Origin of the sequence: Kitasatospora sp. RG8 (genome assembly GCF_017813315.1) — a bacterium.
Taxonomy (GTDB): domain Bacteria; phylum Actinomycetota; class Actinomycetes; order Streptomycetales; family Streptomycetaceae; genus Kitasatospora.
The window spans coordinates 13,160-40,112 of record NZ_JAGIYX010000006.1 but is presented as its reverse complement, the minus strand read 5'-3'; the positions used below and the strand labels follow the sequence as shown (position 1 = coordinate 40,112).

Below are 26,953 nucleotides of genomic sequence, written 5' to 3'. Positions count from 1 at the left end.
CCGCCGCGACCCTTCTTCTCTCCTGGTGAGATGCGCGCCGTGCCGCGACCCCTCTTACGGGTGGCCGGAGCCGGCGGGTCGGCCGTCGCTACCGGGTGGCCGGCGCCCGCTTCGCCAGCCGGGCCCGGAGCAGTGTGGCGGCGGCCTCGGCCAGCGCCACCGGATCCACCGGGCGGGAGATCGCCGCATCGGCCCGGCTCCAGGCGGCCAGCCAGGAGTCCTGCGGCCGGCCGATCAGCACCAGCACCGGCGGGCAGCCGTAGATCTCGTCCTTCAGCTGCCGTCCGAGTCCCAGCCCGCCGGCCGGCACCGCCTCGCCGTCCAGCACGCAGAGGTCCACGCCCCCCTTCTCCAGCGCCTTCAGCACCGCGGGGGTCGTCGCGCACTCCAGGTAGGTCAGTTCCGGCAGATCCGCGGCGGGCCGGCGGCCGAGCGCCGTCAGCACCTGCTCGCGCGTGTTGCGGTCGTGGCTGTAAACGAGAACGGTCAGCGTCTCGTCGGTCGTGTACGCCATGGGCCCTGCTCCCTCAAAGTGTGATCCGGACCACGTTCGCCTGCACCGGATGCTACTCCCGATCACCGGCCGCCGAGGCCGTCCCGCGCGATCGTTCTCAAGCCGCCGCGCCCAGGACTCACCCGCCCGGAGGACCTCGCGTCACCCCCGACGGTGCAGTCCACCCGTACGGCCGACGCAACGGCCGGTCCCCTTACCCCCCGCGGCCCCGGCGGCCGTGCAGCGACACGCAGGGCAACGGGGTCGAAGGGGCCTTCGAGGAACCGTCAGAAAAGGGACACGCCGCTGCTCAGCCCCCATCCGGACGCCCCGTCGGGTCCCACTGGGGCATACCGCACGCACCGGACACTCCGAGGGACACCCCCCGGCGTGAAGACGGAATAAGGGACCGACATAATGTCCGTCGTGGCGACAGCAACAGCAGTAGAAACCGGGCACGCGCACGGATCGGTCAACCGGCCGAACATGGTCAGCGTCGGAACGATCGTCTGGCTCAGTTCCGAGTTGATGTTCTTCGCGGCCCTCTTCGCGATGTACTTCACGCTCCGCTCCGTCAAGGGAGCCGAGTTCTGGAGCGAGAAGGCGCACGCCCTCAACGTGCCCTTCTCCTCGGTCAACACCACGATCCTGGTGCTCTCCTCGCTCACCTGCCAGCTCGGCGTCTTCGCCGCCGAGCGCGGGGACGTGAAGAAGCTCCGCTCGTGGTTCGTCATCACGTTCGTGATGGGCGCGATCTTCATCGGCGGCCAGATCTTCGAGTACACCGAGCTGGTCAAGAAGGACGGCCTCTCGCTGTCCTCCGACCCGTACGGCACGGTGTTCTACCTCACCACCGGCTTCCACGGTATGCACGTGACGGGTGGTCTGATCGCCTTCCTGCTGGTCCTGGGACGGACGTACGCAGCCAAGCGCTTCACTCACGAGCAGGCCACCGCCGCGATCGTGGTGTCGTACTACTGGCACTTCGTCGACGTCGTGTGGATCGGCCTGTTCGCGACCATCTACCTGATCAAGTAACCAGCTGATCAGGTCGCTGGCCACCGGCCGGGCCCCCGCCCTCACCGGCGACGGGCCTCTTTGCCGGTGCCGACGCTCCCACCGACCGACCGCGCGCGCAGCCCTAGACAGGCAGCCTCGTGCCGGCCAGACCGGCCGCCGGGTGCACCCACCAGTCGACCAGATCCTGACACCGGGGTTATTCCGTGAAAAAGCTCTCCGCACGACGGCGCCACCCATTGGCGGCGCTGGTCGTCCTACTTCTCGCCCTGGCGGCAACCGGGGGGCTGTACGCCGCGTTCGCGCCCGCCGACAAGGCGCAGGCCGACGTCGCCGCGCAGTCGCTCGCGATCGATGAGGGCAAGAAGCTCTTCGCCGTGGGCTGCTCCTCCTGCCACGGCCTGAACGGCCAGGGCAGCAGCGACGGTCCCAGCCTGGTCGGCGTCGGCTCCGCCGCGGTCGACTTCCAGGTCGGCACCGGCCGCATGCCGGCCCAGCAGCCCGGCGCCCAGGTGCCGCGCAAGAAGGACATCTACTCGCAGGCGGAGATCGACCAGCTCGCCGCCTTCGTGGCCTCGCTCGGCCCCGGCCCGGTGATTCCGAGGGAGGAGCAGTACACCTCGACCAACCCCGAGGACCTGTCCAAGGGTGGCGAGCTGTTCCGCACCAACTGCGCCCAGTGCCACAACTTCGCCGGCCAGGGCGGTGCCCTGACCAAGGGCAAGTACGCCCCGTCGCTGGAGGGTGTGGACGCCAAGCACATCTACGAGGCCATGCAGACCGGCCCGCAGAACATGCCGTCGTTCCCGGACACCACCATGCCCGAGGAGCAGAAGAAGCAGATCGTGGCCTTCGTCCGCCACACCACCAACGATGAGCCGAACCCCGGTGGTCTCACGCTCGGCAGCCTCGGTCCGGTGACCGAGGGCCTGTTCGGCTGGATCTTCGGTCTCGGCGCGCTCATCGCGGTCGCGATCTGGGTCGCCGCCCACACCACCAAGGCCAAGAAGTCATGAGCCACGACATGTCAGAGAACCTCCCGGAGTCGCACGGCTCCGCAGGGCACCACGAGGTGGCCGCCCACGGCGATCCGTTCGCCGACCCGGGCCTGCCGGCCCACGAACCGCGTCGCACCGACATCGACGAGCGGGCCGCCAAGCGCGCGGAGCGCCAGGTCTCGCTGATGTTCGTGGTCTCGATGCTCGCCACGATCGGCTTCATCGCCTCCTACGTGGCCATCGACCCGGACAAGATCATCTACGTCTTCCCGCTGGGTCACATCAGCGCGATGAACTTCGCGCTGGGCCTGACCCTGGGCGTGGCGCTGTTCATGATCGGCGCGGGCGCGGTCCACTGGGCCCGCACCCTGATGTCGGACCACGAGATCCCGGCCGAGCGCCACCCGATCGAGGCCGACGACGAGGTCCGCAACGACGTCATCGAGCAGTTCAAGACCGGTGCCGCCGAGTCCGGCTTCGGCCGCCGCAAGATGATCCGCAACACCCTGATCGGCTCGATGGCCCTGGTGCCGCTCTCCGGCGTCGTGCTGCTGCGCGACCTGGGCCCGCTGCCCGAGGACAAGCTGGAGCACACCGGCTGGATCGAGGCCACCCCGGCCAAGCCGCTGCAGCTGATCAACATGAACACCAACCTGCCGATGAAGGCCGAGGACGTCATCCAGGGGTCGCTGACCTTCGCGATGCCGGAGGGCCTGCACACCCACGACGAGGACTTCCAGCAGCGCATCGCCAAGGACGCCCTGATGCTGGTGCGCATCGCGCCGGAGGACATCAAGGACGAGAAGTCCGCGGAGCTGGGCTTCGAGGGCATCCTCGCCTACTCGAAGATCTGCACCCACGTCGGCTGCCCGATCAGCCTCTACGAGCAGCAGACCCACCACGCGCTCTGCCCCTGCCACCAGTCGACCTTCGACCTGGCGGACGGCGCGCGCGTCATCTTCGGCCCGGCGGGCCACCCGCTGCCGCAGCTGAAGATCACCACTGACGAGAAGGGCTTCCTGGTCGCCAACGGCGACTTCGACGAGCCCGTCGGCCCGAGCTACTGGGAGCGTGCTCGATGAGTAGCGCGAGCAGCACCACCTCCGGTGCCTCCAAGCCGGCCAGCACGCGCGCCAAGCCCGCCAACAAGTGGGAGCAGGCCGCTGACTGGACGGACGGCCGGCTGGGGATCTACTCCCTCGCCAAGGCCAACCTGCGGAAGATCTTCCCGGACCACTGGTCCTTCATGCTGGGCGAGATCTGCCTCTACACGTTCATCATCATCATCCTGACGGGCGTCTACCTGACGCTCTTCTTCAAGCCCTCGATGGGCGAGGTCATCTACGACGGCTCGTACGTCCCGCTCAAGGGCATCCCGATGTCCGAGGCGTACGCGTCGACGATGGACATCAGCTTCGAGGTCCGCGGCGGTCTGCTGGTCCGTCAGATCCACCACTGGGCCGCGCTGGTCTTCGTGGCCGCGATGCTCGTGCACATGCTGCGCGTCTTCTTCACCGGCGCGTTCCGCAAGCCGCGTGAGATCAACTGGGTCTTCGGCTTCCTGCTGCTGGTCCTGGGCATGTTCGACGGCTTCTTCGGCTACTCGCTGCCCGACGACCTGCTCTCCGGCACCGGCATCCGGTTCATGGAGGGCGCCGTCCTGGCGACCCCGCTGATCGGCACCTACATCCAGATGTTCCTGTTCGGGGGCGAGTTCCCCGGCCACGACATCGTGCCGCGGTTCTTCACCATCCACGTCCTGCTGATCCCGGGCATCATGCTCGGCCTGCTGGTCGCGCACCTGATCCTGGTCTTCTACCACAAGCACACCCAGTGGGCGGGCCCGGGCAAGACCGAGAAGAACGTCGTCGGCATGCCGCTGATGCCGGTCTACATGGCCAAGGCCGGTGGCTTCTTCTTCCTGGTCTTCGGTCTGATCGCGGTCATCTCGGCCGTCTGCTCGATCAACCCGATCTGGGCGTACGGCCCGTACCGCCCCGACCAGGTGTCCACGGACGCCCAGCCGGACTGGTACATGGGCTTCTCCGAGGGCCTGATCCGCATCATGCCGGGCTGGGAGATCAGCCTCTGGGGCCACACCCTGAACCTGGGTGTCTTCATCCCGCTGATGGTGGTCTTCCCGCTGGTCCTGGTCTCGATCGCCGCCTACCCCTTCATCGAGGGCTGGATCACCGGCGACAAGCGCGAGCACCACATCCTGGACCGCCCGCGCAACGCCCCGGTCCGCACCGCGCTGGGTGCCGCCTGGATCAGCCTGTACCTGGTGCTGCTGGTCGCCGGTGGCAACGACCTCTTCGCGACCCACCTGCACCTGTCGCTCAACGACGTCACGTACTTCGTCCGGGTCGGCTTCTTCGTGGTGCCGGTCCTCACCTTCATCATCACCAAGCGCTGGTGCCTCGGCCTCCAGCGCCGTGACAAGGAGAAGGTGCTGCACGGCCGCGAGACCGGCGTCATCAAGCGCCTGCCGCACGGCGAGTTCATCGAGGTGCACGCGCAGCTGCCGCAGGGCGACCTGCACAAGCTCACCTCGCACGAGCAGCAGCAGCCGTTCGAGCTGCCGTCCGAGACGGACGAGAACGGCGTGGCCCGCAAGGCCGGCGTCCTCACCCGCACCCGGGCGAAGCTCTCCCGCGGCTACTTCGGCGAGGGCAGCCAGATCCCCAAGCCGACCGCCGAGGAGCACCACGAGATCACCAGCGGCCACGGCCACCACTGATCCCGTACGCACCCCGCGTCACCCCGAGGGCCGCCGACCAGAATCCGTTCTGGTCGGCGGCCCTCGGGCTTTGCCGTATCCGTCCCGTCCCTCACCCCATCGTCAGGAGCCCTCGTGGAGCTGTTCGTCGACCCCGCCTCCGCCACTCCCCCGTTCGAGCAGATCCGGGCCCAGATCGCCGAGCAGGCCCGCAGTGGTGAGCTGCCGACCGGGCTGCGGCTGCCCACCGTCCGGGCCCTGGCCGAGCAGCTGGGGCTGGCGGCGGGGACGGTCGCCAAGGCCTACCGGGAGCTGGAGGGCGACGGGGTGGTGGAGACCCACGGCCGGCGCGGCACCCTGATCGCCGCCGTCGGCGACACGGGCCACCGGCTGGCCGCCGCGGCCGCCGCCGAGTACGCCGGGCGGACCCGGCGCCTCGGGGTGCCGTACGCGGACGCCCTGGCGGCCGTGGAGACCGCGCTGCGACTGGCCTACCAGGAGGCGCCGGGCCGGGAGGGCTGAACGCCCCCGCGGGGGCCGTCAGATCTCCGGGCGGATGATCCCGCTGGCGGGGGCCCGGGAGGCCGGCGGGGTCGTGCTGACGGGCTGTCCGAGGGCGCTGTGCTTGACCCAGTCGGTCCAGGTGACGTTCCAGTCCCCGAAGCCGTTGCCGAACGGCTCCATGCTCGCGCCCTGGCTGTTGACCACCGTCACCAGGTCACCGACCCGGGTGTTGTCGTAGAACCACTTGGCGTTCTCGGTGCTCATGCCGGTACACCCGTGGCTGACGTTCGCGACGCCCTGCGAACCCACCGACCAGGGCGCGGCGTGCACGTACTCGCCGCTCCAGGTCACCCGGGTGGCCCACTCCACGTTGAGGTCGTAGGACTCCGAGCTGCCGGCGGCTATGCCGATCGTCTCGCCGCTCATCCGCACCTGGCGCTCCTGGCCGAGCACCACCTTGATGCCGTTGCGGGTGTCGAAGCCGGGCTTGCCGGTGGTCACCGGGATCGTCCGGACGACCTCGCCGGCGCGCTTCAGGGTGAGCTCGTGGGCGGCGGCGTCCACCACCGACTCGACCCGCTCGCCGATCCGCAGCGCCAGGGCGGCACGGTCGCCGCCGTACAGGCCGTCGGATATCCGGCTGCCGGTGGCGTCGAAGGCCAGGCTGACCGTCGTCCCGGCCGGCCAGTACTCCTCGGGGCGGAAGTGCACGTTCTTGTCGTCCACCCAGTACCAGCCGCCGGTGACGGCGGGCTGCGAGGTGACGGTCAGCGCGCGCTCGACCTCCTGGCGGGCCTGCGGGTCCTTCACCGCCTCGGAGAGCTGCACGGTGAGCGGCTGGCCGACACCGTAGAGGCCGCTGCCGGAGGAGTCCGGGCCGAGCTTGGCCGTGAGCAGCCGCTGGGCGGCGAGGGTGGAGAAGCCCGCGGTGGTCTCGCCGCGGCCGCCGTTGCCGTCGTCGGCGGCGATCCTGACGGTGTAGTCGGTGGCCGCCTTGAGGCGCCCGGTGGTCTGCCAGCTGCGCTGGTCCTCCGAGAGCTTCCCGGCCACCACCCGGCCGTCCGGGCCGAGCACCGTGACGTCGGTGAGCCGGCTGCCGGGCACGGCGGTCACCGTGACGGGCTGGGACGGGTCCACCTTGCCCTCGGCGGAGAGGTGCACCAGCGGGGCCGCGTCGACCTTGTGGACGGTGCCCACGGCGCCGTCCCCGCCGGATGTGCAGGCGGCCAGCGGGGCCAGCACTGCGAGGGCCAGCGAGATGCTGCCTATGCCTGCGATTCCGCGCCTGTCGGCCATGACCGCCTCCGAGGGTTCGCACGATTGATCAGATCGTAGGAACGAGGGGCGGAAGAGCGACATCCGGGGGACCCGCCGTTGACCCACCGGAGTGAGGGCCTCACTCCGGGGACGCAACAGGGCCGGGCATCCCGTGCGGGAAGCCCGGCCCTGTGCGAGAGGGGGGAACTACTGGTTCTGGTTCTCGCCCCGGTAGAACTCGAAGACCCAGCCGAAGAGGCCGATCAGGATGACCGGGATCGACCAGTACAGCAGCCACCAGCCGAAGATCACGCCCATGAAGGCGAGCGCGCCACCGATGGCGAGCGAGAGCGGCTGCCAGCTGTGCGGGGCGAAGAAGCCCAGCTCACCGGAGTCGTCCGCGACCTCGGCCTCGGGGTTGTCACCGGCGCCGCTGTCCACCCGGCGGGCGGTGAAGGCGAGGTAGTACCCGATGAAGGCGCAGAGCCCGAAGGCGAGGAACAGCGCGGTGGTGCCGGCCGCCTCGATCCCGTGCTCGGAGTGGTTCGTCCAGAGGCCGTAGGTGATCGCCATCACGAGGATGAAGACCGCGAAGCCGAGGAAGATCTTGCCCTGTTCCTTCATCAGGCGTCGCCTTCCTTCTTGCCCTTGCCCAGCTTCGGGGCGTCGTACTTGGCCGGGGTCACGCCGGCGAGGTGCTTGGCCGGCTCACCGTGGTTCTCCAGGTAGTCCAGCGCGGCGATCTCCGGGTAGTGGAGGTCGAAGGCCGGGGATTCGGAGCGGATCCGGGGCAGCGTGAGGAAGTTGTGCCGCGGCGGCGGGCAGGAGGTCGCCCACTCCAGCGAGCGGCCGTAGCCCCACGGGTCGTCGACCTCGACCTTCTCGCCGTACTTGGCGGTCTTCCAGACGTTGTAGAGGAACGGCAGGATCGACAGGCCGAGCAGGAACGAGCCGATGGTCGAGACGGTGTTCAGGGTGGTGAAACCGTCGGCGGCCAGGTAGTCGGCGTAGCGGCGGGGCATGCCCTCCGCGCCGAGCCAGTGCTGCACCAGGAAGGTGGTGTGGAAGCCGATGAACAGCGTCCAGAAGGTGATCTTGCCGAGGCGCTCGTCCAGCAGCTTGCCGGTCATCTTCGGCCACCAGAAGTGGAAGCCGGCGAACATCGCGAAGACGACGGTGCCGAAGACCACGTAGTGGAAGTGGGCGACGACGAAGTACGAGTCCGAGACGTGGAAGTCGATCGGCGGGGAGGCGAGCAGAACACCCGTCAGACCACCGAAGAGGAAGGTGACCAGGAAGCCGACCGTCCACAGCATCGGCGTCTCGAAGCTCAGCGAGCCCTTCCACATGGTGCCGACCCAGTTGAAGAACTTCACACCGGTCGGGACCGCGATCAGGAAGGTCATGAAGGAGAAGAACGGCAGCAGCACCTGTCCGGTCACGTACATGTGGTGGGCCCACACGGTGACGGACAGACCGGCGATCGCGATGGTGGCCGCGATCAGGCCGGAGTAACCGAACATCGGCTTGCGGCTGAAGACCGGGATGATCTCCGACACGATGCCGAAGAACGGCAGCGCGATGATGTACACCTCGGGGTGGCCGAAGAACCAGAACAGGTGCTGCCAGAGCAGCGCCCCTCCGTTGGCCGGGTCGAAGACGTGTGCCCCGAATTTGCGGTCCGCCTCCAGGGCGAACAGCGCGGCGGCCAGCACCGGGAAGGCCAGCAGGACCAGCACGGCGGTCAGCAGGACGTTCCAGACGAAGATCGACATCCGGAACATCGTCATGCCGGGCGCGCGCATGCAGATGATCGTGGTGATGAAGTTGACCGCACCGAGGATCGTGCCGAAGCCGGAGAAGGCCAGACCCATGATCCACATGTCGGCGCCGACACCCGGCGAGCGGACGGCGTCCGACAGCGGGGAGTAGGCGAACCAGCCGAAGTCGGCCGCACCCTGCGGGGTGACGAAGCCGGCCACCGCGATGGTCGAGCCGAAGAGGTACAGCCAGTACGCGAACATGTTCAGACGCGGGAACGCCACGTCCGGGGCGCCGATCTGAAGCGGCATGATCCAGTTCGCGAAGCCGGCGAAGAGCGGCGTCGCGAACATCAGCAGCATGATCGTGCCGTGCATCGTGAACGCCTGGTTGAACTGCTCGTTCGACAGGATCTGGGTCCCGGGACGAGCCAGCTCGGCGCGCATGACCAGCGCGAGGATGCCGCCGATCAGGAAGAAGGCGAACGACGTGCCCAGGTAGAGCGTGCCGATCGTCTTGTGGTCAGTGGTGGTCAGCCACTTGATGATGGTCGAACCCGGCTTCCGGGTCCGCTGCGCCCCGACCGTGACGGCCCCGGCGCCCCCGCCGGCCGCGGCGGGCTCGTTGAGGATGGTCACTTCTCTTCACTTCCCATGGTCGTGATGCCGGAGGGCAACGCGCCGGTCTGGCCCTTGGCCCGCAGGTCCGCCAGGTGCTTGTCGTAGTCGGCGCGGTCGACGACCTTGACCTTGAACAGCATGCGCGAGTGGTCGACGCCGCAGAGCTCGGCGCACTTGCCGTCGTACTCGCCCTTGACGTTCGGGGTGACCTCGAACGTGTTCACCACGCCCGGCACGACGTCCATCTTCATCAGGAAGTTGATGGGCCAGAAGTCGTGGATGACATCACGCGAGGTCAGCCGGAACTGCACCGACTCGTTGACCGGCAGCCACAGCGTCGGCATCTCCGCGGGAGTGCCCACGTCGTACGCGGCGTCCTTGTTGGCCGGGTCGGGGTTCTCGGTGTTCTCGTAGTTGAACGCCCAGCTCCACTGGAAGCCCACCACGTTGACCGTGTGCTGGGGCTTCTCGGAGACGGAGGTCAGCCTCGACTCGTCGCGGGCGACGAAGTAGAACAGAACCGAGACGATGATGATGGGGACCGCGGTGTAAAGCGCCTCGATGGGCACGTTGTACCGGGTCTGCGGGGGGATCTCCACGCCGGTGCGGCTGCGCCGGTGGAAGATCACGCTCCAGATGATCAGACCCCACATCAGTGCGCCGACCACCAGTGCCGCGATCCAGGACCCCTGCCACATGTGGAGGACCAGGGGTCCTTCCACGGTGACGGGGCTTGGCATGCCAAGCCTGGGGAGGTCGTTGGCCGAGCAGCCGGTGGCGGTCGCGATGACGAGGCCCAGTGCCAGCGCCTGAGGCAGCTTCCGCCGCATCGTGCGCCGCGGCGAGCGGTCGGAGCCGTTGGGACTCACGTAGCGCCTTCCCGAAGTCTCGCCCGCCTTCGCGTCGCCCCGCGGAGGATTGTGAGCCTCCCCGGCGACCCGTCCACGGGCACGGTTTGAATGCTTATGCGGGCCAAACCCTACTCCAGCCTTATGCGCTGCTGACGGGCAGGTCCCGGTAACGCGCCGCCCGGTCGCCCGATCAGGCCCGGCAAGGGCTGCGCCGCAGGTCATCGTAGGCATTCGAGGTCCGTACACCCGACCGGGGGATGACCTCGGGCAACGTGGGTGACGGTCCGTCGGATGCGGACGAATCGGACATTCGGGTTGATCGACTGACGGCCGGTGAGCGCGGGAAGGCGCCTGGAATACACCCGGGTGTGTCGTTAAATGTGACCGTGTACTTCGATGTGGCCTCCACCGCACCGCTCCACCCCGTCGCACGGCAGGCGCTGACCGCCGCCCTGGACGAGGGCTGGGCCGACCCCGCACGGCTCTACCGCTCCGGCCGGCAGGCCCGGATGCTGCTGGACGCCGCCCGCGAGACGGTCGCCGGGGTGCTCGGCGCCCGGCCGGACGAGATCGCGTTCACGGCGAGCGGCACGCAGGCGGTGCAGCTGGGCGTGCTCGGCGCGCTGGCCGGGCACCGGCGGCGGGGCGGGCACCTGGTGCACTCCGCCGTCGAGCACTCCAGCGTGCTGCACACCGCCGAGCGGCACGAGGCCGCCGGCGGCACCGTCTCGGTGGTCCCGGTGGACCGCCACGGGCGGGTCACCCCCGGGGAGTTCGCGGCGGCGCTGCGGCCGGACACCGCGCTCGCCGTGCTGCAGTCGGCCAACCACGAGGTCGGCACGGTTCAGCCGGTGGCCGAGACGGCCGCGCTCTGCGGCGACGTGCCGCTGCTGGTCGACGCCGCGCAGAGCGCCGGGCGGCTGGACGTCCCGGCGGGCTGGTCCGTGCTGACGGCCAGTGCCCACAAGTGGGGCGGGCCCGCCGGGGTCGGGGTGCTGGCGGTGCGCAAGGGCGTCCGGTACGCCTCGCCGCTGCCGGCCGACGAGCGCGAGAGCGGCCGGGTACCGGGCTACGTCAACGTCCCGGCGATCGTGGCCGCGGCCGCCTCGCTGCGGGCCGTCCGGGCCGAGGCCGACCGGGAGAACGCCCGGCTGCACGCCCTCGTCGAACGGATCCGGGCCCGGGTGCCCCGGCTGGTGCCGGAGGTGGAGGTGGTCGGCGACCCGGTACGGCGGCTGCCGCACCTCGTCACCTTCTCCTGCCTGTACGTGGACGGCGAGGTGCTGCTGACCGAGCTGGACAGGGCCGGCTTCGCGGTCTCCTCGGGCTCGTCCTGCACCTCCTCCACCCTGACGCCGAGCCATGTGCTGGCGGCGATGGGCGTCCTCACCGAGGGCAACGTCCGGGTCTCGCTGCCGTTCGGCGCGGCCGAGGCGGACGTCGAGCGCTTCCTCGCCGTCCTGCCGGACGTGGTGGCCCGGGTCCGCGCCCCGCTCGGGCTGGACCTGTCCGCCCCGGCGGCGGCCGCACGGCCGGAGGAGGAGGAGGCGCCGACGCTCGTCGTCGACGCGCTCGGCAAGCGGTGCCCGCTGCCCGTCATCGAGCTGGCCAGGCGGATCGGCGAGGTGCCGCCGGGCGGGACGGTCGCCGTGCTGGCGGACGACGAGGCCGCCCGGCTGGACATCCCGGCCTGGTGCGGGATGCGCGGGCAGGAGTACCTGGGCGAGGCCCCGGCCGCCGGGTACGGCGGCGACCGGGGCTCGGCCTACCTGGTGCGGCGCACGGCCTGAGCCTGCCGGCCGGCCTGCCGCACGGGCCCGCGGACTACTTGACCAGGTGCGCGCGGATCTCGGCGGCGGCCTCGGCGCCGTAGGCGCCCTCGAAGCGCTCCAGGAAGGTGGCGGGGCGCAGCTCGTACTCCTGGGTGCCGACGGTCTCGATCACCAGGGTGGCGAGCATGCAGCCGAGCTGGGCCGAGCGCTCCAGGTCCAGCTCCCAGGAGAGGCCCGCGAGGAAGCCGGCGCGGAAGGCGTCGCCGACACCGGTCGGGTCGACCTTGGAGTCCTCGGGGGCGCAGCCGACGATCACCGGGGGCTCGCCCTTGCGGTCGATCCGCACGCCCTTGCTGCCGAGGGTGGTGACCCGGGTGCCGACCCGGGTGAGCAGCTCGTCGGCGTCCCAGCCGGTCTTGCTCTCGATCAGCGCGGCCTCGTACTCGTTGGTGAAGAGGTAGGCGGCGCCGTCGACGATCTCCCGGATGTCCTCGCCGTCCAGGCGGGCCAGCTGCTGGGAGGGGTCGGCCGCGAAGGCGTAGCCGCGGGTGCGGCACTCCTGGGTGTGGCGGACCATGCCCTGCGGGTCGTCGGCACCGATCAGCACGAGGTCCAGGCCGCCGACGCGGTCGGCGATCGGCTTCAGCTCGATGTTGCGGGCCTCGGCCATCGCCCCGGTGTAGAACGAGGCGATCTGGTTGTGGTCCTCGTCCGTGGTGCACATGAAACGGGCGGTGTGCCGCGTCTCGGAGATGTGGACCGACTGGCAGTCGACGTTGTTGCGCTCCAGCCAGCTGCGGTACTCGGCGAAGTCCGCACCGGCGGCCCCGACCAGGATCGGACGCAGCCCGAGCACACCCATGCCGAAGGCGATGTTCGGTGCGACACCGCCCCGGCGGATGTCGAGGGTGTCGACCAGGAACGACAGCGACACGGTGTGCAGCTGCTCGGCGACGAGCTGCTCGGCGAACCGGCCGGGGAACGTCATCAGGTGGTCGGTGGCGATCGAGCCGGCGACGGCGATACGCACGGAAGGTCTCCTCAGGATGGCGGCGTGGCCACGGAAAGCAGGGGGTGAACCCACCCACGGTACCCGGCTGGGGGCGGGCGGCGGCAAGACCGGCGGGATTGGCACCGGCCACCGTCGAACGTGTACTACCCCCGGGTAGCTCTGGTGGGGGCCGGGTGGTCGGCCTAGGGTCGCTGCCAGGGGCCGGGTCCGGCCCTGTCCGAGCCGTGGCAGTGCGGCCGCGGCACGTGGATCGGAGCGATCGCCGATGATGCCCAGTGACCACTTGCAGCCCGGCCACTCCCACCTGCGCGTTCCGCCTGCCCTGAAGGGCGACGCGGACGGCGAGACCCTGGACGCGCTGGTGGACTCCTCCCGGCAGCTGCGGCGGTTCTGGCCGCTGCTGGCCACCGGTCCCGAGCCGATCGCCCCCGCCCGGGCCGGCTTCCGGGTCTCCTCCGGGGCGCAGCGGCTGGTCGCCGGGATGGCCGAATACGGCATCTGAACCGCCCCGGGGGGCGGCCCCGTGGACGGGCCGGCGCAAGGGCCGGAACGGAGCGGCGGACGGACGGGAACCGGATTGGTCCGGGGCACGTCACATCCGCGCGGTACGGCCGAGGAGGCGGTGCCGCTGAGCCCTCGGGAGGATGTTCAGATGGATCTGTTGGATCTGGAGCCGACGCCCCGGCGCACCGGCGGTGCACCCGCCGTCCGGTCGCGCGGGCGGCGGGCGGCGGCCCTGGCGGGTCTGGTGCTGGCGGCGGCGGTCACGGTGGCCGGGTGCGACGGGAGCGGCAAGTCGGCCTCCGACTCGGCCACCGGGTCGGCGCAGCCCGCGGCGGCGGCTGTGACGCCGTCCTCCGGCAGCCCGTCCTCGCCGTCCTCCCCCGCGGCGCCCTCCGCCGCCGCCACCACGCCGGCCACGCCCCCGTCGTCCGGCCCGTCGACGTTCACGCCCGGCCCCGGGCCCTCGTCGACCGCGCAGCCGGCCGACCCGCAGCCGCCCTCGGCCAGTCCCCAGGGCAACGGCATCGCGGTCGGTGAGCCGGACCCGAACGGGCAGGGGGCCGGGAAGGCGGTCCGCCCCGCGATCTCCTACCGGGCGGACGGCAACAAGCTGACGGTCTGGTTCTACGGCGGGGTCTGCGAGCGGTACGCGCTGAAGGCCGACGAGTCCAAGCCGGGCCGGGTGGACGTCCGGGTCACGCTGGCGGCGCCGGTTCCGGCCGGGCAGGCCTGCGCCGAGCTGGCCAAGCGGCAGACGGTGTCCGTGGACCTGAAGCAGCCGCTGGCGGGCCGGGGAGTGAGCGACCTCGCGACCGGCCAGGAGGTGCCGCTGGAGACGGACCCGCACGTCGGGCCCGACCCGGCGACCCCGGACGTCAGCGGCCGGTAGCGGCCGGCGGGCACGCCCGCGGAAACGGCGAAGGCGGCCCCGGGAACTCCCGGGGCCGCCTTCGCCGTCTGCCGACTAGCTGAACGAGTCGCCGCAGGCGCAGGAGCCGGTGGCGTTCGGGTTGTCGATCGTGAAGCCCTGCTTCTCGATGGTGTCCACGAAGTCGACGGTGGCGCCACCGAGGTACGGGGCGCTCATCCGGTCGGTGACGACCTTCACACCGTCGAAGTCCTTGATCACGTCGCCGTCGAGCGAACGCTCGTCGAAGAACAGCTGGTAACGCAGGCCCGAGCAGCCACCGGGCTGGACGGCGACGCGCAGAGCGAGGTCTTCGCGGCCCTCCTGCTCCAGCAGGCCCTTGACCTTGGCCGCGGCGGCATCGGTAAGGAGGATGCCACTCTCGACGGTGGTCTCGTCCTGGACGGTCATCTGCTTTCTCCCGGTCTTGACGACGGTCTGCCGCCAGTGCCAACCGACGGCCGTCCGGTTTCATTTCCGGTACGGCGTTGTGTTTCGGCGGTCTTCTGCGGCGGAATTTCCGTGGGCCGGGTGTACCACCCGCTCCCCTACGCTCCCCATGCTCGCACAACCGGCGCGGGTCGGGCACCGCCGCGGCCCGCCGATCCGGACGAACCGGCCTCGCGCGGGCCCCTCGGCGGCCAGGATGGAGGGCATGATCCTGCGACAGGTCAGGGACTCCGCCGCCGATGCGGAGGCCGTCCAGCTCATCGCCCGCGACGCGTTCGCCTCGCTCCCCGACGCCCGGCCCCCCGCCGGTCCGCCCCGGCCGCCCGTCTACCAGCTGGCCCGCACGAGGCACCTGGCGCGCACCGACCCGCAGGGCTGCTGGCTGGCCGAGCTGGACGGCGAGCCGGTCGGCGCGGTGCTCTCGCTGCGCCGTGAGGGCACCTGGGTGCTGGCGCTGCTCGTGGTGCTGCCCCGGGTGCAGGGCAAGGGCGTCGGGCGGCTGCTGCTGGAGCGGGCCACCGCGTACGGGCGGGGGTGCCTGCGCGGGATGCTCTGCGCCTCGCCTTCGCCCGCGGCCGTCCGCCGCTACCGGCTGGCCGGGTTCACCCTGTACCCGGCGATGCAGCTGACCGGGCAGGTGGTCCGGGCCGGGCTGGTCGATCCGGGGGACATCCCGGTCCACCCGGGCAACGCCACCCACCGGCACCTGCTGGACTCGGTGGACCGGCGGCTGCGCGGCGCCGCGCACGGGCCGGACCACGAGCTGATGCTCGCCCACTGCGAGGAACTGCTGATCGCGGACGCGCTGGCCGGCAGCGGCTACTGCTACCGGGACGGCGGGGAGGTGAAGCTGCTGGCCGCCACCTCCAAGCGGATCGCCGCCCGGCTGCTGCGCGAGGCGCTGGCCCGGGTCCCGGAGGGCACGGAGGCACGGGTGGAGGCCCTGACCGCGGAGCAGGAGTGGGCGCTGGACGTCGGGCTGGAGGTCGGCCTGACCGTGGAGACCCGCGGCTACCTGGGACTGCGCGGGATGCGCCCGCCCGCGCCGTACGTGCCGAACGGCGGGCTGCTGTAGGAACGGCGGAGGACCCCGCCGGGCGGTTCCGGCGGGGTCCTCGGCGTACCGGTCACACCATGGTGTCGAGGATCTCCCTGACCATCTCCATGGTGGTGCCCGGGTGCAGGAAGGCGAAGCGGGCGACCGTCTCGCCGTCCCACCCGGTCGGGGTGACGAAGCCGATCTGGTCCGCGAGCAGCTGCTGCGACCAGCGGTAGTAGTCCTCGTTGGTCCAGCCGGTGCGCTTGAAGCAGACCGCGGAGAGCTGCGGGTCGAACAGCAGCTCCAGGTGCTCGGTGTCGCGGATCAGCTGCGCGGTGTCGCGGGCCAGCTGGAGGCCGGTCTCGATGGCGTCGGTGTACGCCTGGGTGCCGTGCACGGCCAGCGAGAACCAGAGCGGCAGGCCGCGGGCGCGCCGGGTCAGGTGGTAGGCGTAGTCGGTGGGGTTCCACTCGTCGCCCTCGGTGTGCAGCACGTCCAGGTAGGAGGCGTCCTGGGTGTGCACGGCGCGGGCCAGCTGGGGGTTGCGGTAGACCAGCGCGGCGCAGTCGAACGGGGCGAACAGCCACTTGTGCGGGTCCACCACGAACGAGTCGGCGTGCTCGATGCCGTTGTAGCGCTCGCGCACCGAGGGGGCGAAGAGGCCGGCGCCGCCGTAGGCGCCGTCCACGTGGAACCACATGTCGCGCTCGCGGGCGACCTCGGAGAGGCCCTGGAGGTCGTCGACGATGCCCTCGTTGGTGGTGCCGGCGGTGCCGACGACGGCGATCACCGTCTCCGGGTGGGGATCGGCGGCCAGGGCGGCGCGCAGCGCCTCGCCGGTGAAGCGGCGGTCGACGGTCGGGACCTTGAAGGCCTCGACCCCGATGATGTTGAAGGTGTTCTTGACCGAGGAGTGCACCTGGTCGGCGACGGCTATCCGCAGCCGGGCCTCCGGGCCGACGCCGAGCCTGCGGCGGGCGGTGTCGCGGGCGACGACGAGCGCGGAGAGGTTGCCGGCCGAGCCGCCGGAGACGAAGGTGCCGCCGGCCGAGGCGGGCAGGCCGGCGCGGTCCGCGATCAGGCGCAGCACCTGGTTCTCGGCGGCGATGGCGCCGGCCGCCTCCAGCCAGGAGATGCCCTGGAGCGAGGCGCAGGAGACGACCATGTCGAAGAGGAGCGCGGCCTTGGTGGGGGCGCACGGGATGAACGACAGGTAGCGCGGGCTGTCGGCGGAGATCACCGCGCGGGACAGCTCGTGGTCGTAGAGCTTGAGCACGTCGGCCGGGTTGTTGCCGTCCGGGTTGAGCAGGCCGGCCAGCTGGGCGCGCAGGTGCTCGCCGTCACCGGGGTGGTCGAGCGGGACTGGGTCGTACTGCAGCCGCTCCCGCATGTAGTCGAATACCAGGTCGACCAGCTCGTTGTCGGGCCGGTGCATGCGGTCGGGGGCTGCGGACACGGGGGTCCCTCTCGGCTGTGGGGTGTCGGGGGGAGGACCGGCGGCGCGGGGCGTCTCACCGCGTTGCCGGACCTCATCAGCCTAGGCAGCGGGGGGCCGGCGCCGCGCGTCGGAACGCGGCCGGCGAGGCAGGATTCGGGCGTCTTCGGCCCGGTCCGCGCAGGAATCCTGCGCCTGCCCCGGCCGGGCCCCGTGATCGGGCCCGGTGGAGCCCGTCGGCCGGGTTGGGCCCTCCGGGCGATCAGCCGATGAGCTGGGAAAGGACGACGGACGAGCGGCTGCGCTGGACGCCGGGCTCCTTGCGGATCCGCTCGATCACCGCCTGGAGGTGGTGCATGTCGGTGGCGCGCAGGTGGACCAGGGCGTCCGGGTCCCCGGTGACCGTCCAGGCGGCCACCACCTCGGGGAACTGCCGCAGGCTGGCCAGGATCTCCTCGGGGGCGGTCCGCTCCCGGCAGTAGACCTCGACGAAGGCCTCGGTCTGCCAGCCGAGCACGGACGGGTCGAGGACGACGGTGAAGCCGCGGACCACCCCGCGCGCCCGCAGCCGGTCGATCCGGCGGCGGACGGCGGTGGCGGAGAGGTTCACCTGGAGGCCGATCTCGGCGTAGGAGGCGCGGCCGTCGCTGGCCAGCCGGGCGAGCAGCAGACGGTCGGTCTCGTCCAGGTCGGCCCCGACCGTCTCGTGCGCTCGGCTGGTGCTCATCGGTGCGGGGCTCCACGGGTCGTACGGGATCGGCGGGCGGGCAGCGGGGAGGCGGCGGCCGCCGAAACGGTTCGGCTCCATTCTGGCGGATGACAGGACCGAGTCCACCTCTGGCGGATGACGGCCCGGGGTACGGCGCGGGTCACCTGCCCGCCGGGCGCCGCGGCGTCACTCCACGAGCAGGACGATCTTGCCGCGGGTGCGGCCCTCGGCGCTCAGCTCCTGCGCGGACGCGGCCTGGGCGAGCGGGAAGGTGGAGGCGACGGTGACGGTGAGCCGGCCGGCGTCGGCCAGGGCGGCCAGCTCGGCCAGTCCGGCGGCGTCCGGACGGGCCCAGAGGTAGCGGCCGCCGAGCTCCTTCACCCGGTAGTCGGCGACCGAGACGATCCGGCCCGGGTCCGCGACCAGCGCGGCCGAGAGCTCGGCGGCGCCGCCGCCGACCAGGTCCAGGGCGGCGTCCACCCCGTCGGGGGCCAGCGCCCGGACCCGCTCGGCCAGGCCGTCGCCGTACCGCACCGGCTCGGCGCCCAGCCCCCGCAGGTAGTCGTGGTTGCGCTCCCCCGCGGTGCCGATCACCCGGGCCCCGAAGGCCCTGGCGAGCTGGACGGCCAGGTGGCCGACCCCGCCGGCCGCGGCGTGCACCAGCACGGTGTCGCCCGGGCGGATCCGCAGCGCCTTCAGGCCCTGGAGCGCGGTCAGCCCGGCCAGCGGCAGCCCGCCGCTCTGCGTCCAGTCCAGCGCGGCCGGCCTGCGGGCCAGTGTGCGCACGGGCGCGGCGACGAGTTCGGCGTAGGTGCCGTGCTCGGCCCAGTCCTTGCGGACGTAGCCGAAGACCTCGTCCCCGGGGGCGAACTCGGTGACGCCGCCGCCGACCGCCCGGACCAAGCCGGCCACGTCCCAGCCCATCACCAGCGGGAAGCGGGCGTCCAGCAGCCCGTCCAGGTGCCCCTCCCGGAGGTGCCGGTCCACCGGGTTCACCCCCGCCGCCCGGACCTGCACCAGTACGGAGTCCGGCCCGACCTTCGGGTCCGGCAGCTCGGTGTACTCGACCACCTCGGGGCCGCCGTAACGGCGGATCGCGATTGCCTTCATGCGCCCAGCCTCACCCGGACGCCCCCGGATATCGATTCGGCCACGCAGGGAAGCGTCCGAACCGGCGAGCGGTTCTCGTCACATCGACAGGACGGCCATCGTCACTGTGACGCTAACCGGTTATCATAGATAGCGTCAGATAGACGAGAAGGCTGCACCGACTGATCGGCCGCACAGAAGGGCACCCGCCCGTGACCACCACCATCACCGAGACCTACGGCGTCGACCCCACCCCGACGCCGCTCGCTCTGCTGCTGCTCGGCCGTGAGGCCGACCCGAACAGCGAGCGTGGCGTCGAGTGCCCCGGCGACCTCCCGGCCGCCTCGGACCCGGACCTCGTCGAGCGCGCACGGGCGGCCAAGGCCGCACTCGGCGACCGCGTCTTCATCCTCGGCCACCACTACCAGCGTGACGAGGTGATCGAGTTCGCCGACGTCACCGGCGACTCCTTCAAGCTCGCCCGCGACGCGGCCGCCCGCCCGGAGGCCGAGTACATCGTCTTCTGCGGCGTGCACTTCATGGCCGAGTCCGCGGACATCCTCACCACCGACGCCCAGCAGGTCGTCCTCCCGGACCTCGCGGCCGGCTGTTCGATGGCCGACATGGCCACCGCCGAGCAGGTCGCCGAGTGCTGGGACGTGCTGACCGACGCCGGCATAGCCGACGTGACCGTCCCGGTCTCGTACATGAACTCCTCCGCCGACATCAAGGCCTTCACCGGCCGGCACGGCGGCACCATCTGCACCTCGTCCAACGCCAAGCGGGCGCTGGAGTGGGCCTTCGAGCAGGGCCAGAAGGTGCTCTTCCTGCCGGACCAGCACCTGGGCCGCAACACCGCGGTGCGCGAGATGGGCTTCTCGCTCGACGACTGCGTGCTCTACAACCCGCACAAGCCGAACGGCGGGCTGACCGCCGAGGAGCTGCGCAACGCCAAGATGATCCTCTGGCGCGGCCACTGCTCGGTGCACGGGCGGTTCTCGCTGGACTCGGTGAACGACGTCCGCGCGCGCATCCCCGGCGTCACCGTGCTGGTGCACCCCGAGTGCCGCCACGAGGTCGTCGCGGCCGCCGACATGGTGGGCTCGACCGAGTACATCATCAAGGCGCTGGACGCCGCCGAGCCCGGCTCCAAGTGGGCCATCGGCACCGAGCTGAACCTCGTCCGCCGACTGGCCAAGGCGCACCCGGACAAGGAGATCGTCTTCCTGGACCGGGCGGTCTGCTTCTGCTCCACCATGAACCGGATCGACCTGCCGCACCTGGTCTGGGCGCTGGAGTCGCTGGTCGAGGGCCGGGTGCCGAACGTGATCAGCGTCGACCCGGAGACCGAGAAGTACGCCAAGGCGGCGCTGGACCGGATGCTCGCCCTGCCGTAGCCGGCACCGCACGGACGCGAAAGGGCGGGCCCCCTCCGCAGTGGAGGGGGCCCGCCCTTGTCGCGTCTGGCGTCCGGCGCGAGACGGTGGCTACTCCGGGATGCCGGGGATCAGGCCGTCACCCTCGGCCCGCAGCAGCTGCCGGACCTCGTCGATCGTCGCGTCGGCATCCGGGAGGATCAGGTCGGACGGCTCCAGCGAGTCGTCCGCCAGCGGGGTCCCGAACTTCTTGACGGCGCCCAGCAGCTCACCGAGCGCCCGCCTGAAGTGATCGTCGTCCCCCGACTCCAGTGCGGCGAGGAGCTCCTCGTCCAGCTCGTTGAGCCGGTTCAGATGGGCTTCGCCCACCTCGAACTGGCCCTCCCCCATGACCCTCATGATCATGCCGTGCGTCTCCCTGGTTGGTGGGGTGAAGCTCAGATCACTTGTTGTAGTTGATGCGCGGGGTGTCCTGCTGCGAGGCGTCGTGCGGCTGCGCACCGCCCTGCTCGATCGCCTGCGGGCCGGAGGACGGCGAACCGCCCGTCAGCTCGGCCTTCATCCGGGCCAGCTCCAACTCGACGTCCGAGCCGCCCGCCACGCGCTCCAGCTCGGCCTCGATGTCGTCCTTGCGGCCGAGCCCGCTGGCGTCGTCGAGCGCGCCGGAGGCCAGCAGCTCGTCGATCGCACCGGCCCGGGCCTGCATCTGCGCGGTCTTGTCCTCGGCCCGCTGGATCGCCAGACCGACGTCGCCCATCTCCTCCGAGATGCCGGAGAACGATTCGGCGATCCGGGTCTGCGCCTGGGCCGCGGTGTAGGTGGCCTTGATGGTCTCCTTCTTGGTGCGGAAGGCGTCCACCTTGGCCTGCAGCCGCTGGGAGGCGAGCGTGAGCTTCTCCTCCTCGGCCTGGAGCTGCTGGTACTGCGTCTCCAGGTCGGTGATCTGGGACTGCATGTTCGCCTTGCGGGTCAGCGCCTCGCGCGCGAGGTCCTCCCGGCCGAGCGAGAGCGCCTTGCGGCCCTGGTCCTCGTACTTCGCGGACTGCTGCTGGAGCTGGGTCAGCTGGAGTTCCAGCCGCTTGCGCGAGGTGGCCACGTCCGCGACACCGCGACGTACCTTCTGCAGCAGTTCGAGCTGCTTCTGGTACGAATAGTCCAGCGTCTCACGCGGATCCTCCGCCCGGTCCAAGGCCTTGTTCGCCTTGGAGCGGAAGATCAGCCCCATACGCTTCATGATTCCGTCGCTCATGGGCCTCGGGTGCCCCCTTCTCCGGCCTGCGGTCTCTATCTCGTTACCAGACACGACGAGTGTATGTGCAGCGAGCCCTTCGCCGCAGTGCACCTGCCTGCAACAAGACTGCTACAGCGACACCCCCGACTGCCTCATCCCCGGGGTGGATCCGGCCCTCATCCCCTCCACGGTTCCCCGCGGTGATCCCCTACGGGAAGACCCCCGGGAGCCCGGCACCGGCCCGGCCGCACGCGATCGATATGCGTTTGGGTCCAAGGACACCCGAAGAAGCGGTCGCGCACCCCGTACGCTGGTGGTGTGTTCCGACGCCGTTCAGATGATGCCGCCGCCTCCGCCGCTGTGCTGGAGAAGCAGGACGAGACGACCCAGGCCCGCGACCCGCAGGCGAAGAAGGGCCGCCCCACGCCCAAGCGCAGTGAGGCCGAGGCCAACCGGCGTACCCGGGTGACCGTGCCCAAGGACCGCAAGGAGGCCTCCCGGCAGGCGCGCGAGCGCATGCGGGCCGAGCGCGAGAAGCAGCGCACCGCGCTGCTCGAGGGCGACGAGCGCCACCTCCCGGCCCGTGACAAGGGCCCGGTGCGCAAGTTCGCCCGCGACTACGTGGACGCCCGCTGGTCGCTCGCCGAGTTCTTCCTCCCCGCCGCGGTGGTCATCCTGGTGCTCAGCATCGTGAAGGTGCCGGCCCTCCAGCTGCTCTCCACCGTGCTGTTCCTGCTCTTCTTCGTGCTGGTGATCCTGGACTTCGTCCGCCTCGGCCTCGGTCTGCGCAAGCAGCTCGGCGAGCGCTTCGCCGGCCAGAACACCCGCGGCGCGGTCGCCTACGGCCTGATGCGCATCCTCCAGATGCGCCGGCTGCGGCTGCCCAAGCCGCAGGTGCGGCGCGGGGAGAAGCCCTGACCGCCGAGCCGGTGGACTCCGGCTGGGCCCCTCCGTCCTGGGAGGGGCCCGGCCTGTACGCGCTTCCGGGCCAGGGGGACGGCGGCCACGACCGGATCGCCCAGGAGCGCCGGCTGCCCTCGCGCAGCGGCTCCTTCGCCGGCGGCACCGGCCCGTGGCTCGACCGCCTCGGCAGCCTGCGCAACCTCGTCCGGCAGGAGCTGGTCGCCCGGCAGCTCGCCGAGCAGCTCACCGGACGCAGCGCCCAGCGCGTACTCGACATCGGCTGCGGCCAGGGCACCCAGGCGCTGCGCCTGGCCCGGGCCGGCCACTACGTCACCGGCATCGACTCCGACCCGGTGGCGCTCGGCGTCGCCCAGGGGGCGCTGGCCGAGGAGCCGCCCGAGGTCCGCGGCAGGCTCCAGCTGCTCAGCGGCGACGGCCACCAGTGCGGGCGCTGGTTCGGGCCCCGCAGCTTCGACGTCGTGCTCTGCCACGGCGTCCTGATGTACCTGCCGGACCCGGATCCCATGATCGCCTCGCTGGCCCGGCTGCTGGCCCCCGGCGGACTGCTCTCCCTGCTCGTCCGCAACCGCGACTCGCTGGCCCTGCGGCCCGCCGCCGCCGACGACTGGCGGGCCGCCCTGCACGCCTTCGAGAGCGACCGCTACTACAACCGGCTGGGGCTGGCCGCCCGCGCCGACCGGATCGCCGACCTCGCCGTCACCCTCTCCGAGGTGTCCGTGCCGCTGCGGCACTGGTACGGCGTCCGGGTCTTCACCGACAACGCGCCCGACGACGCGGCGCCGCCGGTGGACGGGCGGCAGCTGGCCCAGCTGCTGGAGGCCGAGGAACGGGCCGGCCGCACCGACCCGTACCGGCAGGTCGCCGCGCTGCTGCACGTGTTCGGGGCCAAGTAGCCCCGTCGCGCGGCCCCGTCACGGACGGGACCACGCGGACTCAGGCCTCGTGCAGGCTCATCGAGTAGACCTCCCGGCCGTCGTCGAGCAGGACCGCGGTGTCCACCCCGCCCTCGGCCAGCTCCTTCCAGGACTCCCCGATCCAGGTCTCGGCGTCCCCCTGGCCGGCGAACTCCTCCTCCTGGCCACCGGCCGGGGCCACCACGGTGCCGTCCGCCTTCTCGTACCGCCACGTCCACACCATGCCCGGCTCCTCCTGTGTGCTGCCCTGCCCGGTAAGACCCTGTGTGCTGCGCACCTTAGCCTGCCCGGTGGGATCTTCCGTATGCCTCGTCCGGCAGGATGAGCGGCATGGCAACCGATCCCGCACTCCCCCGCACGCTGGTCCTCGGCGGTGCGCGCTCCGGCAAGTCCACTACGGCCGAGCGGCTGCTCGCCCGGTACGAGGACGTGCTGTACGTGGCCACCAGCGGCACCCGGGACGGCGACAGCGACTGGGCGCAGCGGGTCGCCCTGCACCGCGACCGGCGCCCGGCGGGCTGGCGCACCGCCGAGACCTGCGCGCTGGAGGCCGTCCTGGCCGACGACGCCGACCCGGCACCGGTGCTGATCGACTGCCTGGCGCTCTGGCTGACCGCCGTGATGGACGAGTGCGGCGCCTGGGACGACGCGGTGTGGACGGACGGCGGCGAGGCGGCGGTGCAGGCCCGCTGCGAGGCGCTCGCCGCCGCGTGGGCCGGGACGGGCCGTCAGGTGATCGCGGTCAGCAACGAGGTCGGCATGGGCGTCGTCCCGGCGACCGCCGCCGGGCGTCGCTTCCGGGACACGCTCGGAAGGCTGAACATGGCCGTGGCGGACGCCTCGGAGCGTGTGCTGCTGGTCGTGGCGGGGCAAGCCCTGACCATCAAATCGGTTGGCGTGTAGCCTTCCGAGCGGTGACTCCTCCGCCTCGGTGATGAGGCGGTTTCTCACTCGACCGCTTGCGCAGTCCCATGACGGCCAAGCCCTGACCGCTGCCTGGGGCAGACCTCGAATGTACGCCGCGCCCCGCGGTGTGAGCGAGAAACGGATAAATGGACACGACCGTGGATCTCGACACGTTCTCCTCGCTCGTCGAGCGCCCCGACGAGAGCGCCCGGCGGGCCGCCGAGGAGCGCTGGCGCACACTGGACCGGCCGCGCGGCGGGCTCGGCCGGCTGGAGGAGCTCGGCAGCTGGCTGTCGTCCGTTCAGGGGTGTTCCCCGGTGCAGCCGCTGTCGGCGCCCAAGGTGCTGCTGTTCGCCGCCGACCACGGGGTGGCGGCCCTCGGCGTGTCCCGGCTGCCCGCCCAGGGCGGCACGGCCGCCCGGGTCCGGGCGGTCCTGGACGGCACCGCGCCGGTCGCGCTGCTCGCCCGGCGCTTCGGCGCCGGGGTGCGGGTGGTGGACGTCGCGGTGGACGCGGACCCGTCCGACTTCCCCGACGAGGTGGTCGCGCACCGCGTGCGGCGCGGCTCCGGCCGGATCGACCGCGAGGACGCGCTGACCCCGGAGGAGACCGTCAAGGCCTTCCGCGCCGGGATGGCCGTCGCCGACGAGGAGGCCGACGCCGGCACCGACCTGGTGGTGCTGGGTGACCTCGGGGTCGGCTCGACCACGGTGGCCGCGGTGCTGGTCGGCGCGCTCTGCGGAACGGACGCGGCCGCGGTGACCGGGCGCGGCTCGGGCATCGACGACAAGGTGTGGATGGTCAAGTGCGCGACCATCAGGGACTCGCTGCGGCGGGCCCGGCCGGTGCTCGGCGACCAGCTGGCGCTGCTCGGCGCCACCGGCGGGGCCGACTTCGCGGCGATCACCGGCTTCCTGCTCCAGGCCGCGGTCCGCAGGCTGCCGGTCGTCCTGGACGGAGTGGTCTCCTCGGCCTGCGCGCTGGTCGCCCAGCGGATCGCGTTCCGGGCGCCCGAGTGGTGGCGGGCCGGGCAGTCCAGCGGCGAGCCGGCCCAGGCGAAGGCCTACGACCGGCTCACCCTGACGCCGCTCCAGGAGCAGGGGATCACCATGGGCGAGGGCGTCGGCGCGCTGATGGCCCTGCCGCTGCTCCAGGCCGCGGCGGACTCCCTGGCCGAGCACAAGCCCGCGCCGACCGCGGCGCCGGTGCCGAAGGAGCAGCCGAAGCTGCCGTCCGCGGCGGAGCTGCTGGGCCGGGTGTAGCGCAGGCCCGACGGGGTGCCCGGACGGGCCCCCGGGCCGGGCAGCGGCGGCAACCCGGCAGTACACGGTGCCCGTGCCCTGACGGGCACCTCGGTGATCAGGACGAAGGAGCGGCGGGTGCAGGAGGGGCCTTCGACCGTGCCCGCGTCCTGGGCGGACGGGCTGCGCTTCGGGTTCGGGACGCTGTCCGTGCTGCGGGTGCGGGTCGAGCGGTGGGACCGGGCGGCGGCGGGGCGGGCGATGACGGCCGCACCGGTGGTCGGGCTGGTGCTCGGCGCGGTGGCGGCGGGCGTGGGGGCGCTGGTCGCGTGGCGTGCGGGCGGACTGCTCGGCGCGGTGGCCGCGGCCGGGGCACTGGCCGCGCTGACCCGGGGGCTGCACCTGGACGGACTGGCCGACGTCGCCGACGGCCTGGGCAGCGGCAAGCCGGCCGAGGACGCGCTGCGCATCATGAAGCAGTCGGACATCGGGCCGTTCGGCGTGCTGACCCTGGTCCTCGTGCTGCTGGCCCAGATCGCCGCGCTGGCCGGGCAGTTCGACGGCTCGGTGCTGCGCGGAGCGCTCGCGGTGCTGGCCTCGGCGACGGCCGCGCGGTGCGCGCTCGCCTGGGGGTGCCTGCGGTCGGTGCCGGCCGCCCGGCCGGGCGGGCTCGGGGCGGTGGTCGCGGGCACGGTACCGCCCGCCGCGGCGGTCGCGGCCACGGCCGGGTCGATGCTGCTGACGGCCGCCCTCGGCTGGGCGGACGGATGGTCAGCTCTGCGTCTCCCGCTGGCCGTTGCGGCCGGACTCGGATGCGCCTGGCTGCTGCTCCGGCGCTGCGTCCGGCGGCTGGACGGGATCACCGGGGACGTCCTCGGCGCGATGGCGGAGACCGCCGCGACCGGCACTCTGGTGACGCTCGCCCTGCTGGGCTGACGCACACCGGCGGTACCCGTACCGAACGGTGGGACACCGGGCGGCGCGTGATCCCAGCATGCGGACTACCATGCGTGGAGCACCGCAGCCCTGCACCGTCGCAGGTCCTGCCCGGCCGACGCGCGTCGAGGAGCCGGGGCTTCTGATGTGTGCGGCCGCCGCGACCGGCGGGCGCACGCGCCAGGGGCCCCGGACCCGGCCCGCCCGGCCGGGCGGCCCGCCGCGCCGGCGTCGGCTGCACCGGTGCGGCAGCCACGCCGCGACCGGTCGTGACCGCGAAAGAACAGG

28 protein-coding genes are annotated in these 26,953 nt (G+C 71.9%); 15 read left to right on the top strand and 13 right to left on the bottom strand.

Annotated elements, in window-relative coordinates:
• Window positions 1-88: 88 nt before the first annotated feature.
• The gene (locus J5Y04_RS11700) at window positions 89-514 is read right to left on the bottom strand and encodes a hypothetical protein (protein WP_209411912.1); all 426 of its coding nucleotides are present in this window, start codon (window positions 512-514) and stop codon (window positions 89-91) included.
• Between the two features lie 396 nt (window positions 515-910).
• On the opposite strand from J5Y04_RS11700, the gene J5Y04_RS11695 reads away from it, so the two are divergent.
• The 5 genes from J5Y04_RS11695 to J5Y04_RS11675 all read left to right on the top strand — a co-directional run bounded on the left by J5Y04_RS11695 (window position 911) and on the right by J5Y04_RS11675 (window position 5,749).
• Window positions 911-1,531: a heme-copper oxidase subunit III gene (locus J5Y04_RS11695; RefSeq protein WP_073923280.1), complete on the top strand. Its 621-nt coding sequence runs from the start codon at window positions 911-913 to the stop codon at window positions 1,529-1,531.
• Window positions 1,532-1,716: 185 nt separating this feature from the next.
• Window positions 1,717-2,526: a c-type cytochrome gene (locus tag J5Y04_RS11690; RefSeq protein WP_209411911.1), complete on the top strand. Its 810-nt coding sequence runs from the start codon at window positions 1,717-1,719 to the stop codon at window positions 2,524-2,526.
• 8 nt (window positions 2,527-2,534) lie between these two features.
• Window positions 2,535-3,590, top strand: a complete 1,056-nt coding sequence (locus tag J5Y04_RS11685; RefSeq protein ID WP_245204677.1) for a ubiquinol-cytochrome c reductase iron-sulfur subunit — start codon at window positions 2,535-2,537, stop codon at window positions 3,588-3,590.
• Complete coding sequence (locus J5Y04_RS11680) at window positions 3,587-5,248, top strand: ubiquinol-cytochrome c reductase cytochrome b subunit (protein WP_209411909.1); 1,662 nt, start codon at window positions 3,587-3,589, stop codon at window positions 5,246-5,248. The genes J5Y04_RS11685 and J5Y04_RS11680 overlap by 4 nt, the downstream gene beginning before the upstream one ends.
• 114 nt (window positions 5,249-5,362) lie before the next feature.
• Window positions 5,363-5,749: a GntR family transcriptional regulator gene (locus J5Y04_RS11675; RefSeq protein ID WP_209411908.1), complete on the top strand. Its 387-nt coding sequence runs from the start codon at window positions 5,363-5,365 to the stop codon at window positions 5,747-5,749.
• Between the two features lie 18 nt (window positions 5,750-5,767).
• Here the strand turns inward: J5Y04_RS11675 and J5Y04_RS11670 are convergent, their stop codons facing one another.
• The 4 genes from J5Y04_RS11670 to coxB form a co-directional block, all read right to left on the bottom strand.
• Window positions 5,768-7,027: an Ig-like domain-containing protein gene (locus tag J5Y04_RS11670; protein ID WP_209411907.1), complete on the bottom strand. Its 1,260-nt coding sequence runs from the start codon at window positions 7,025-7,027 to the stop codon at window positions 5,768-5,770.
• A 168-nt stretch (window positions 7,028-7,195) separates the two neighbouring features.
• Entirely contained in the window at window positions 7,196-7,612 is a 417-nt protein-coding gene (locus tag J5Y04_RS11665) for a cytochrome c oxidase subunit 4 (protein WP_209411906.1), read from the bottom strand.
• On the bottom strand, window positions 7,612-9,387 hold the full coding sequence (gene ctaD, locus J5Y04_RS11660) for a cytochrome c oxidase subunit I (protein ID WP_209411905.1): 1,776 nt from the start codon (window positions 9,385-9,387) through the stop codon (window positions 7,612-7,614). The genes J5Y04_RS11665 and ctaD overlap by 1 nt, the downstream gene beginning before the upstream one ends.
• Window positions 9,384-10,238 carry a cytochrome c oxidase subunit II gene (gene coxB / locus J5Y04_RS11655; RefSeq protein WP_209411904.1) on the bottom strand — a complete coding sequence of 285 codons (855 nt, stop codon included), beginning with the start codon at window positions 10,236-10,238 and terminating at the stop codon, window positions 9,384-9,386. The genes ctaD and coxB overlap by 4 nt, the downstream gene beginning before the upstream one ends.
• Window positions 10,239-10,606: 368 nt before the next feature.
• Here coxB and J5Y04_RS11650 point away from each other — a divergent pair, with 368 nt between their 5' ends.
• The gene (locus tag J5Y04_RS11650) at window positions 10,607-12,010 is read left to right on the top strand and encodes an aminotransferase class V-fold PLP-dependent enzyme (RefSeq protein ID WP_307853066.1); all 1,404 of its coding nucleotides are present in this window, start codon (window positions 10,607-10,609) and stop codon (window positions 12,008-12,010) included.
• A 34-nt stretch (window positions 12,011-12,044) separates the two neighbouring features.
• Here J5Y04_RS11650 and J5Y04_RS11645 read toward each other — a convergent pair whose 3' ends face one another.
• The gene (locus J5Y04_RS11645) at window positions 12,045-13,022 is read right to left on the bottom strand and encodes a carbohydrate kinase family protein (RefSeq protein WP_209411902.1); all 978 of its coding nucleotides are present in this window, start codon (window positions 13,020-13,022) and stop codon (window positions 12,045-12,047) included.
• 247 nt (window positions 13,023-13,269) lie between these two features.
• On the opposite strand from J5Y04_RS11645, the gene J5Y04_RS11640 reads away from it, so the two are divergent.
• Both J5Y04_RS11640 and J5Y04_RS11635 read left to right on the top strand, forming a co-directional pair.
• Complete coding sequence (locus tag J5Y04_RS11640) at window positions 13,270-13,506, top strand: hypothetical protein (RefSeq protein ID WP_209411901.1); 237 nt, start codon at window positions 13,270-13,272, stop codon at window positions 13,504-13,506.
• Between the two features lie 150 nt (window positions 13,507-13,656).
• A complete protein-coding gene (locus tag J5Y04_RS11635; protein WP_209411900.1) occupies window positions 13,657-14,397 on the top strand; it encodes a hypothetical protein in 741 nt (246 codons plus the stop codon).
• Between the two features lie 75 nt (window positions 14,398-14,472).
• Here the strand turns inward: J5Y04_RS11635 and erpA are convergent, their stop codons facing one another.
• Window positions 14,473-14,826 (bottom strand): iron-sulfur cluster insertion protein ErpA, encoded by a 354-nt coding sequence (gene erpA, locus J5Y04_RS11630; protein ID WP_209411899.1) that lies wholly within the window; start codon window positions 14,824-14,826, stop codon window positions 14,473-14,475.
• A 244-nt stretch (window positions 14,827-15,070) separates the two neighbouring features.
• Here erpA and J5Y04_RS11625 point away from each other — a divergent pair, with 244 nt between their 5' ends.
• Window positions 15,071-15,940 carry a GNAT family N-acetyltransferase gene (locus J5Y04_RS11625; protein WP_209411898.1) on the top strand — a complete coding sequence of 290 codons (870 nt, stop codon included), beginning with the start codon at window positions 15,071-15,073 and terminating at the stop codon, window positions 15,938-15,940.
• A 52-nt stretch (window positions 15,941-15,992) separates the two neighbouring features.
• Here J5Y04_RS11625 and J5Y04_RS11620 read toward each other — a convergent pair whose 3' ends face one another.
• The 3 genes from J5Y04_RS11620 to J5Y04_RS11610 form a co-directional block, all read right to left on the bottom strand.
• Window positions 15,993-17,360 carry a pyridoxal-dependent decarboxylase gene (locus J5Y04_RS11620; protein WP_307853065.1) on the bottom strand — a complete coding sequence of 456 codons (1,368 nt, stop codon included), beginning with the start codon at window positions 17,358-17,360 and terminating at the stop codon, window positions 15,993-15,995.
• A 241-nt stretch (window positions 17,361-17,601) separates the two neighbouring features.
• Complete coding sequence (locus J5Y04_RS11615; protein ID WP_148645460.1) at window positions 17,602-18,066, bottom strand: Lrp/AsnC family transcriptional regulator; 465 nt, start codon at window positions 18,064-18,066, stop codon at window positions 17,602-17,604.
• A gap of 168 nt (window positions 18,067-18,234) precedes the next feature.
• Complete coding sequence (locus J5Y04_RS11610; protein ID WP_209411897.1) at window positions 18,235-19,158, bottom strand: NADP-dependent oxidoreductase; 924 nt, start codon at window positions 19,156-19,158, stop codon at window positions 18,235-18,237.
• Between the two features lie 191 nt (window positions 19,159-19,349).
• Between J5Y04_RS11610 and nadA the strand changes: the two genes are divergently transcribed.
• Window positions 19,350-20,534: a quinolinate synthase NadA gene (nadA, locus tag J5Y04_RS11605; protein WP_374105992.1), complete on the top strand. Its 1,185-nt coding sequence runs from the start codon at window positions 19,350-19,352 to the stop codon at window positions 20,532-20,534.
• 90 nt (window positions 20,535-20,624) lie between these two features.
• Here the strand turns inward: nadA and J5Y04_RS11600 are convergent, their stop codons facing one another.
• Together J5Y04_RS11600 and J5Y04_RS11595 are read right to left on the bottom strand one after the other, a co-directional pair.
• On the bottom strand, window positions 20,625-20,918 hold the full coding sequence (locus tag J5Y04_RS11600) for a hypothetical protein (RefSeq protein WP_209411896.1): 294 nt from the start codon (window positions 20,916-20,918) through the stop codon (window positions 20,625-20,627).
• Between the two features lie 37 nt (window positions 20,919-20,955).
• Window positions 20,956-21,762: a PspA/IM30 family protein gene (locus J5Y04_RS11595; protein ID WP_209411895.1), complete on the bottom strand. Its 807-nt coding sequence runs from the start codon at window positions 21,760-21,762 to the stop codon at window positions 20,956-20,958.
• A gap of 300 nt (window positions 21,763-22,062) precedes the next feature.
• On the opposite strand from J5Y04_RS11595, the gene J5Y04_RS11590 reads away from it, so the two are divergent.
• Together J5Y04_RS11590 and J5Y04_RS11585 are read left to right on the top strand one after the other, a co-directional pair.
• Window positions 22,063-22,662, top strand: coding sequence for a DUF3043 domain-containing protein (locus tag J5Y04_RS11590; RefSeq protein WP_209411894.1), 600 nt, complete (start codon window positions 22,063-22,065; stop codon window positions 22,660-22,662).
• Window positions 22,663-22,775: 113 nt separating this feature from the next.
• Entirely contained in the window at window positions 22,776-23,561 is a 786-nt protein-coding gene (locus tag J5Y04_RS11585) for a methyltransferase domain-containing protein (protein ID WP_374106009.1), read from the top strand.
• A gap of 40 nt (window positions 23,562-23,601) precedes the next feature.
• Here J5Y04_RS11585 and J5Y04_RS11580 read toward each other — a convergent pair whose 3' ends face one another.
• Window positions 23,602-23,805: a hypothetical protein gene (locus tag J5Y04_RS11580; RefSeq protein ID WP_148645455.1), complete on the bottom strand. Its 204-nt coding sequence runs from the start codon at window positions 23,803-23,805 to the stop codon at window positions 23,602-23,604.
• A 107-nt stretch (window positions 23,806-23,912) separates the two neighbouring features.
• On the opposite strand from J5Y04_RS11580, the gene cobU reads away from it, so the two are divergent.
• From cobU to J5Y04_RS11565, 3 genes are all read left to right on the top strand, one after another.
• Window positions 23,913-24,485 carry a bifunctional adenosylcobinamide kinase/adenosylcobinamide-phosphate guanylyltransferase gene (gene cobU, locus J5Y04_RS11575; RefSeq protein ID WP_209411893.1) on the top strand — a complete coding sequence of 191 codons (573 nt, stop codon included), beginning with the start codon at window positions 23,913-23,915 and terminating at the stop codon, window positions 24,483-24,485.
• Window positions 24,486-24,634: 149 nt separating this feature from the next.
• Complete coding sequence (gene cobT / locus J5Y04_RS11570) at window positions 24,635-25,750, top strand: nicotinate-nucleotide--dimethylbenzimidazole phosphoribosyltransferase (RefSeq protein WP_209411892.1); 1,116 nt, start codon at window positions 24,635-24,637, stop codon at window positions 25,748-25,750.
• A gap of 117 nt (window positions 25,751-25,867) precedes the next feature.
• Window positions 25,868-26,665 (top strand): adenosylcobinamide-GDP ribazoletransferase, encoded by a 798-nt coding sequence (locus tag J5Y04_RS11565; protein ID WP_374105990.1) that lies wholly within the window; start codon window positions 25,868-25,870, stop codon window positions 26,663-26,665.
• Window positions 26,666-26,953: the final 288 nt, after the last annotated feature.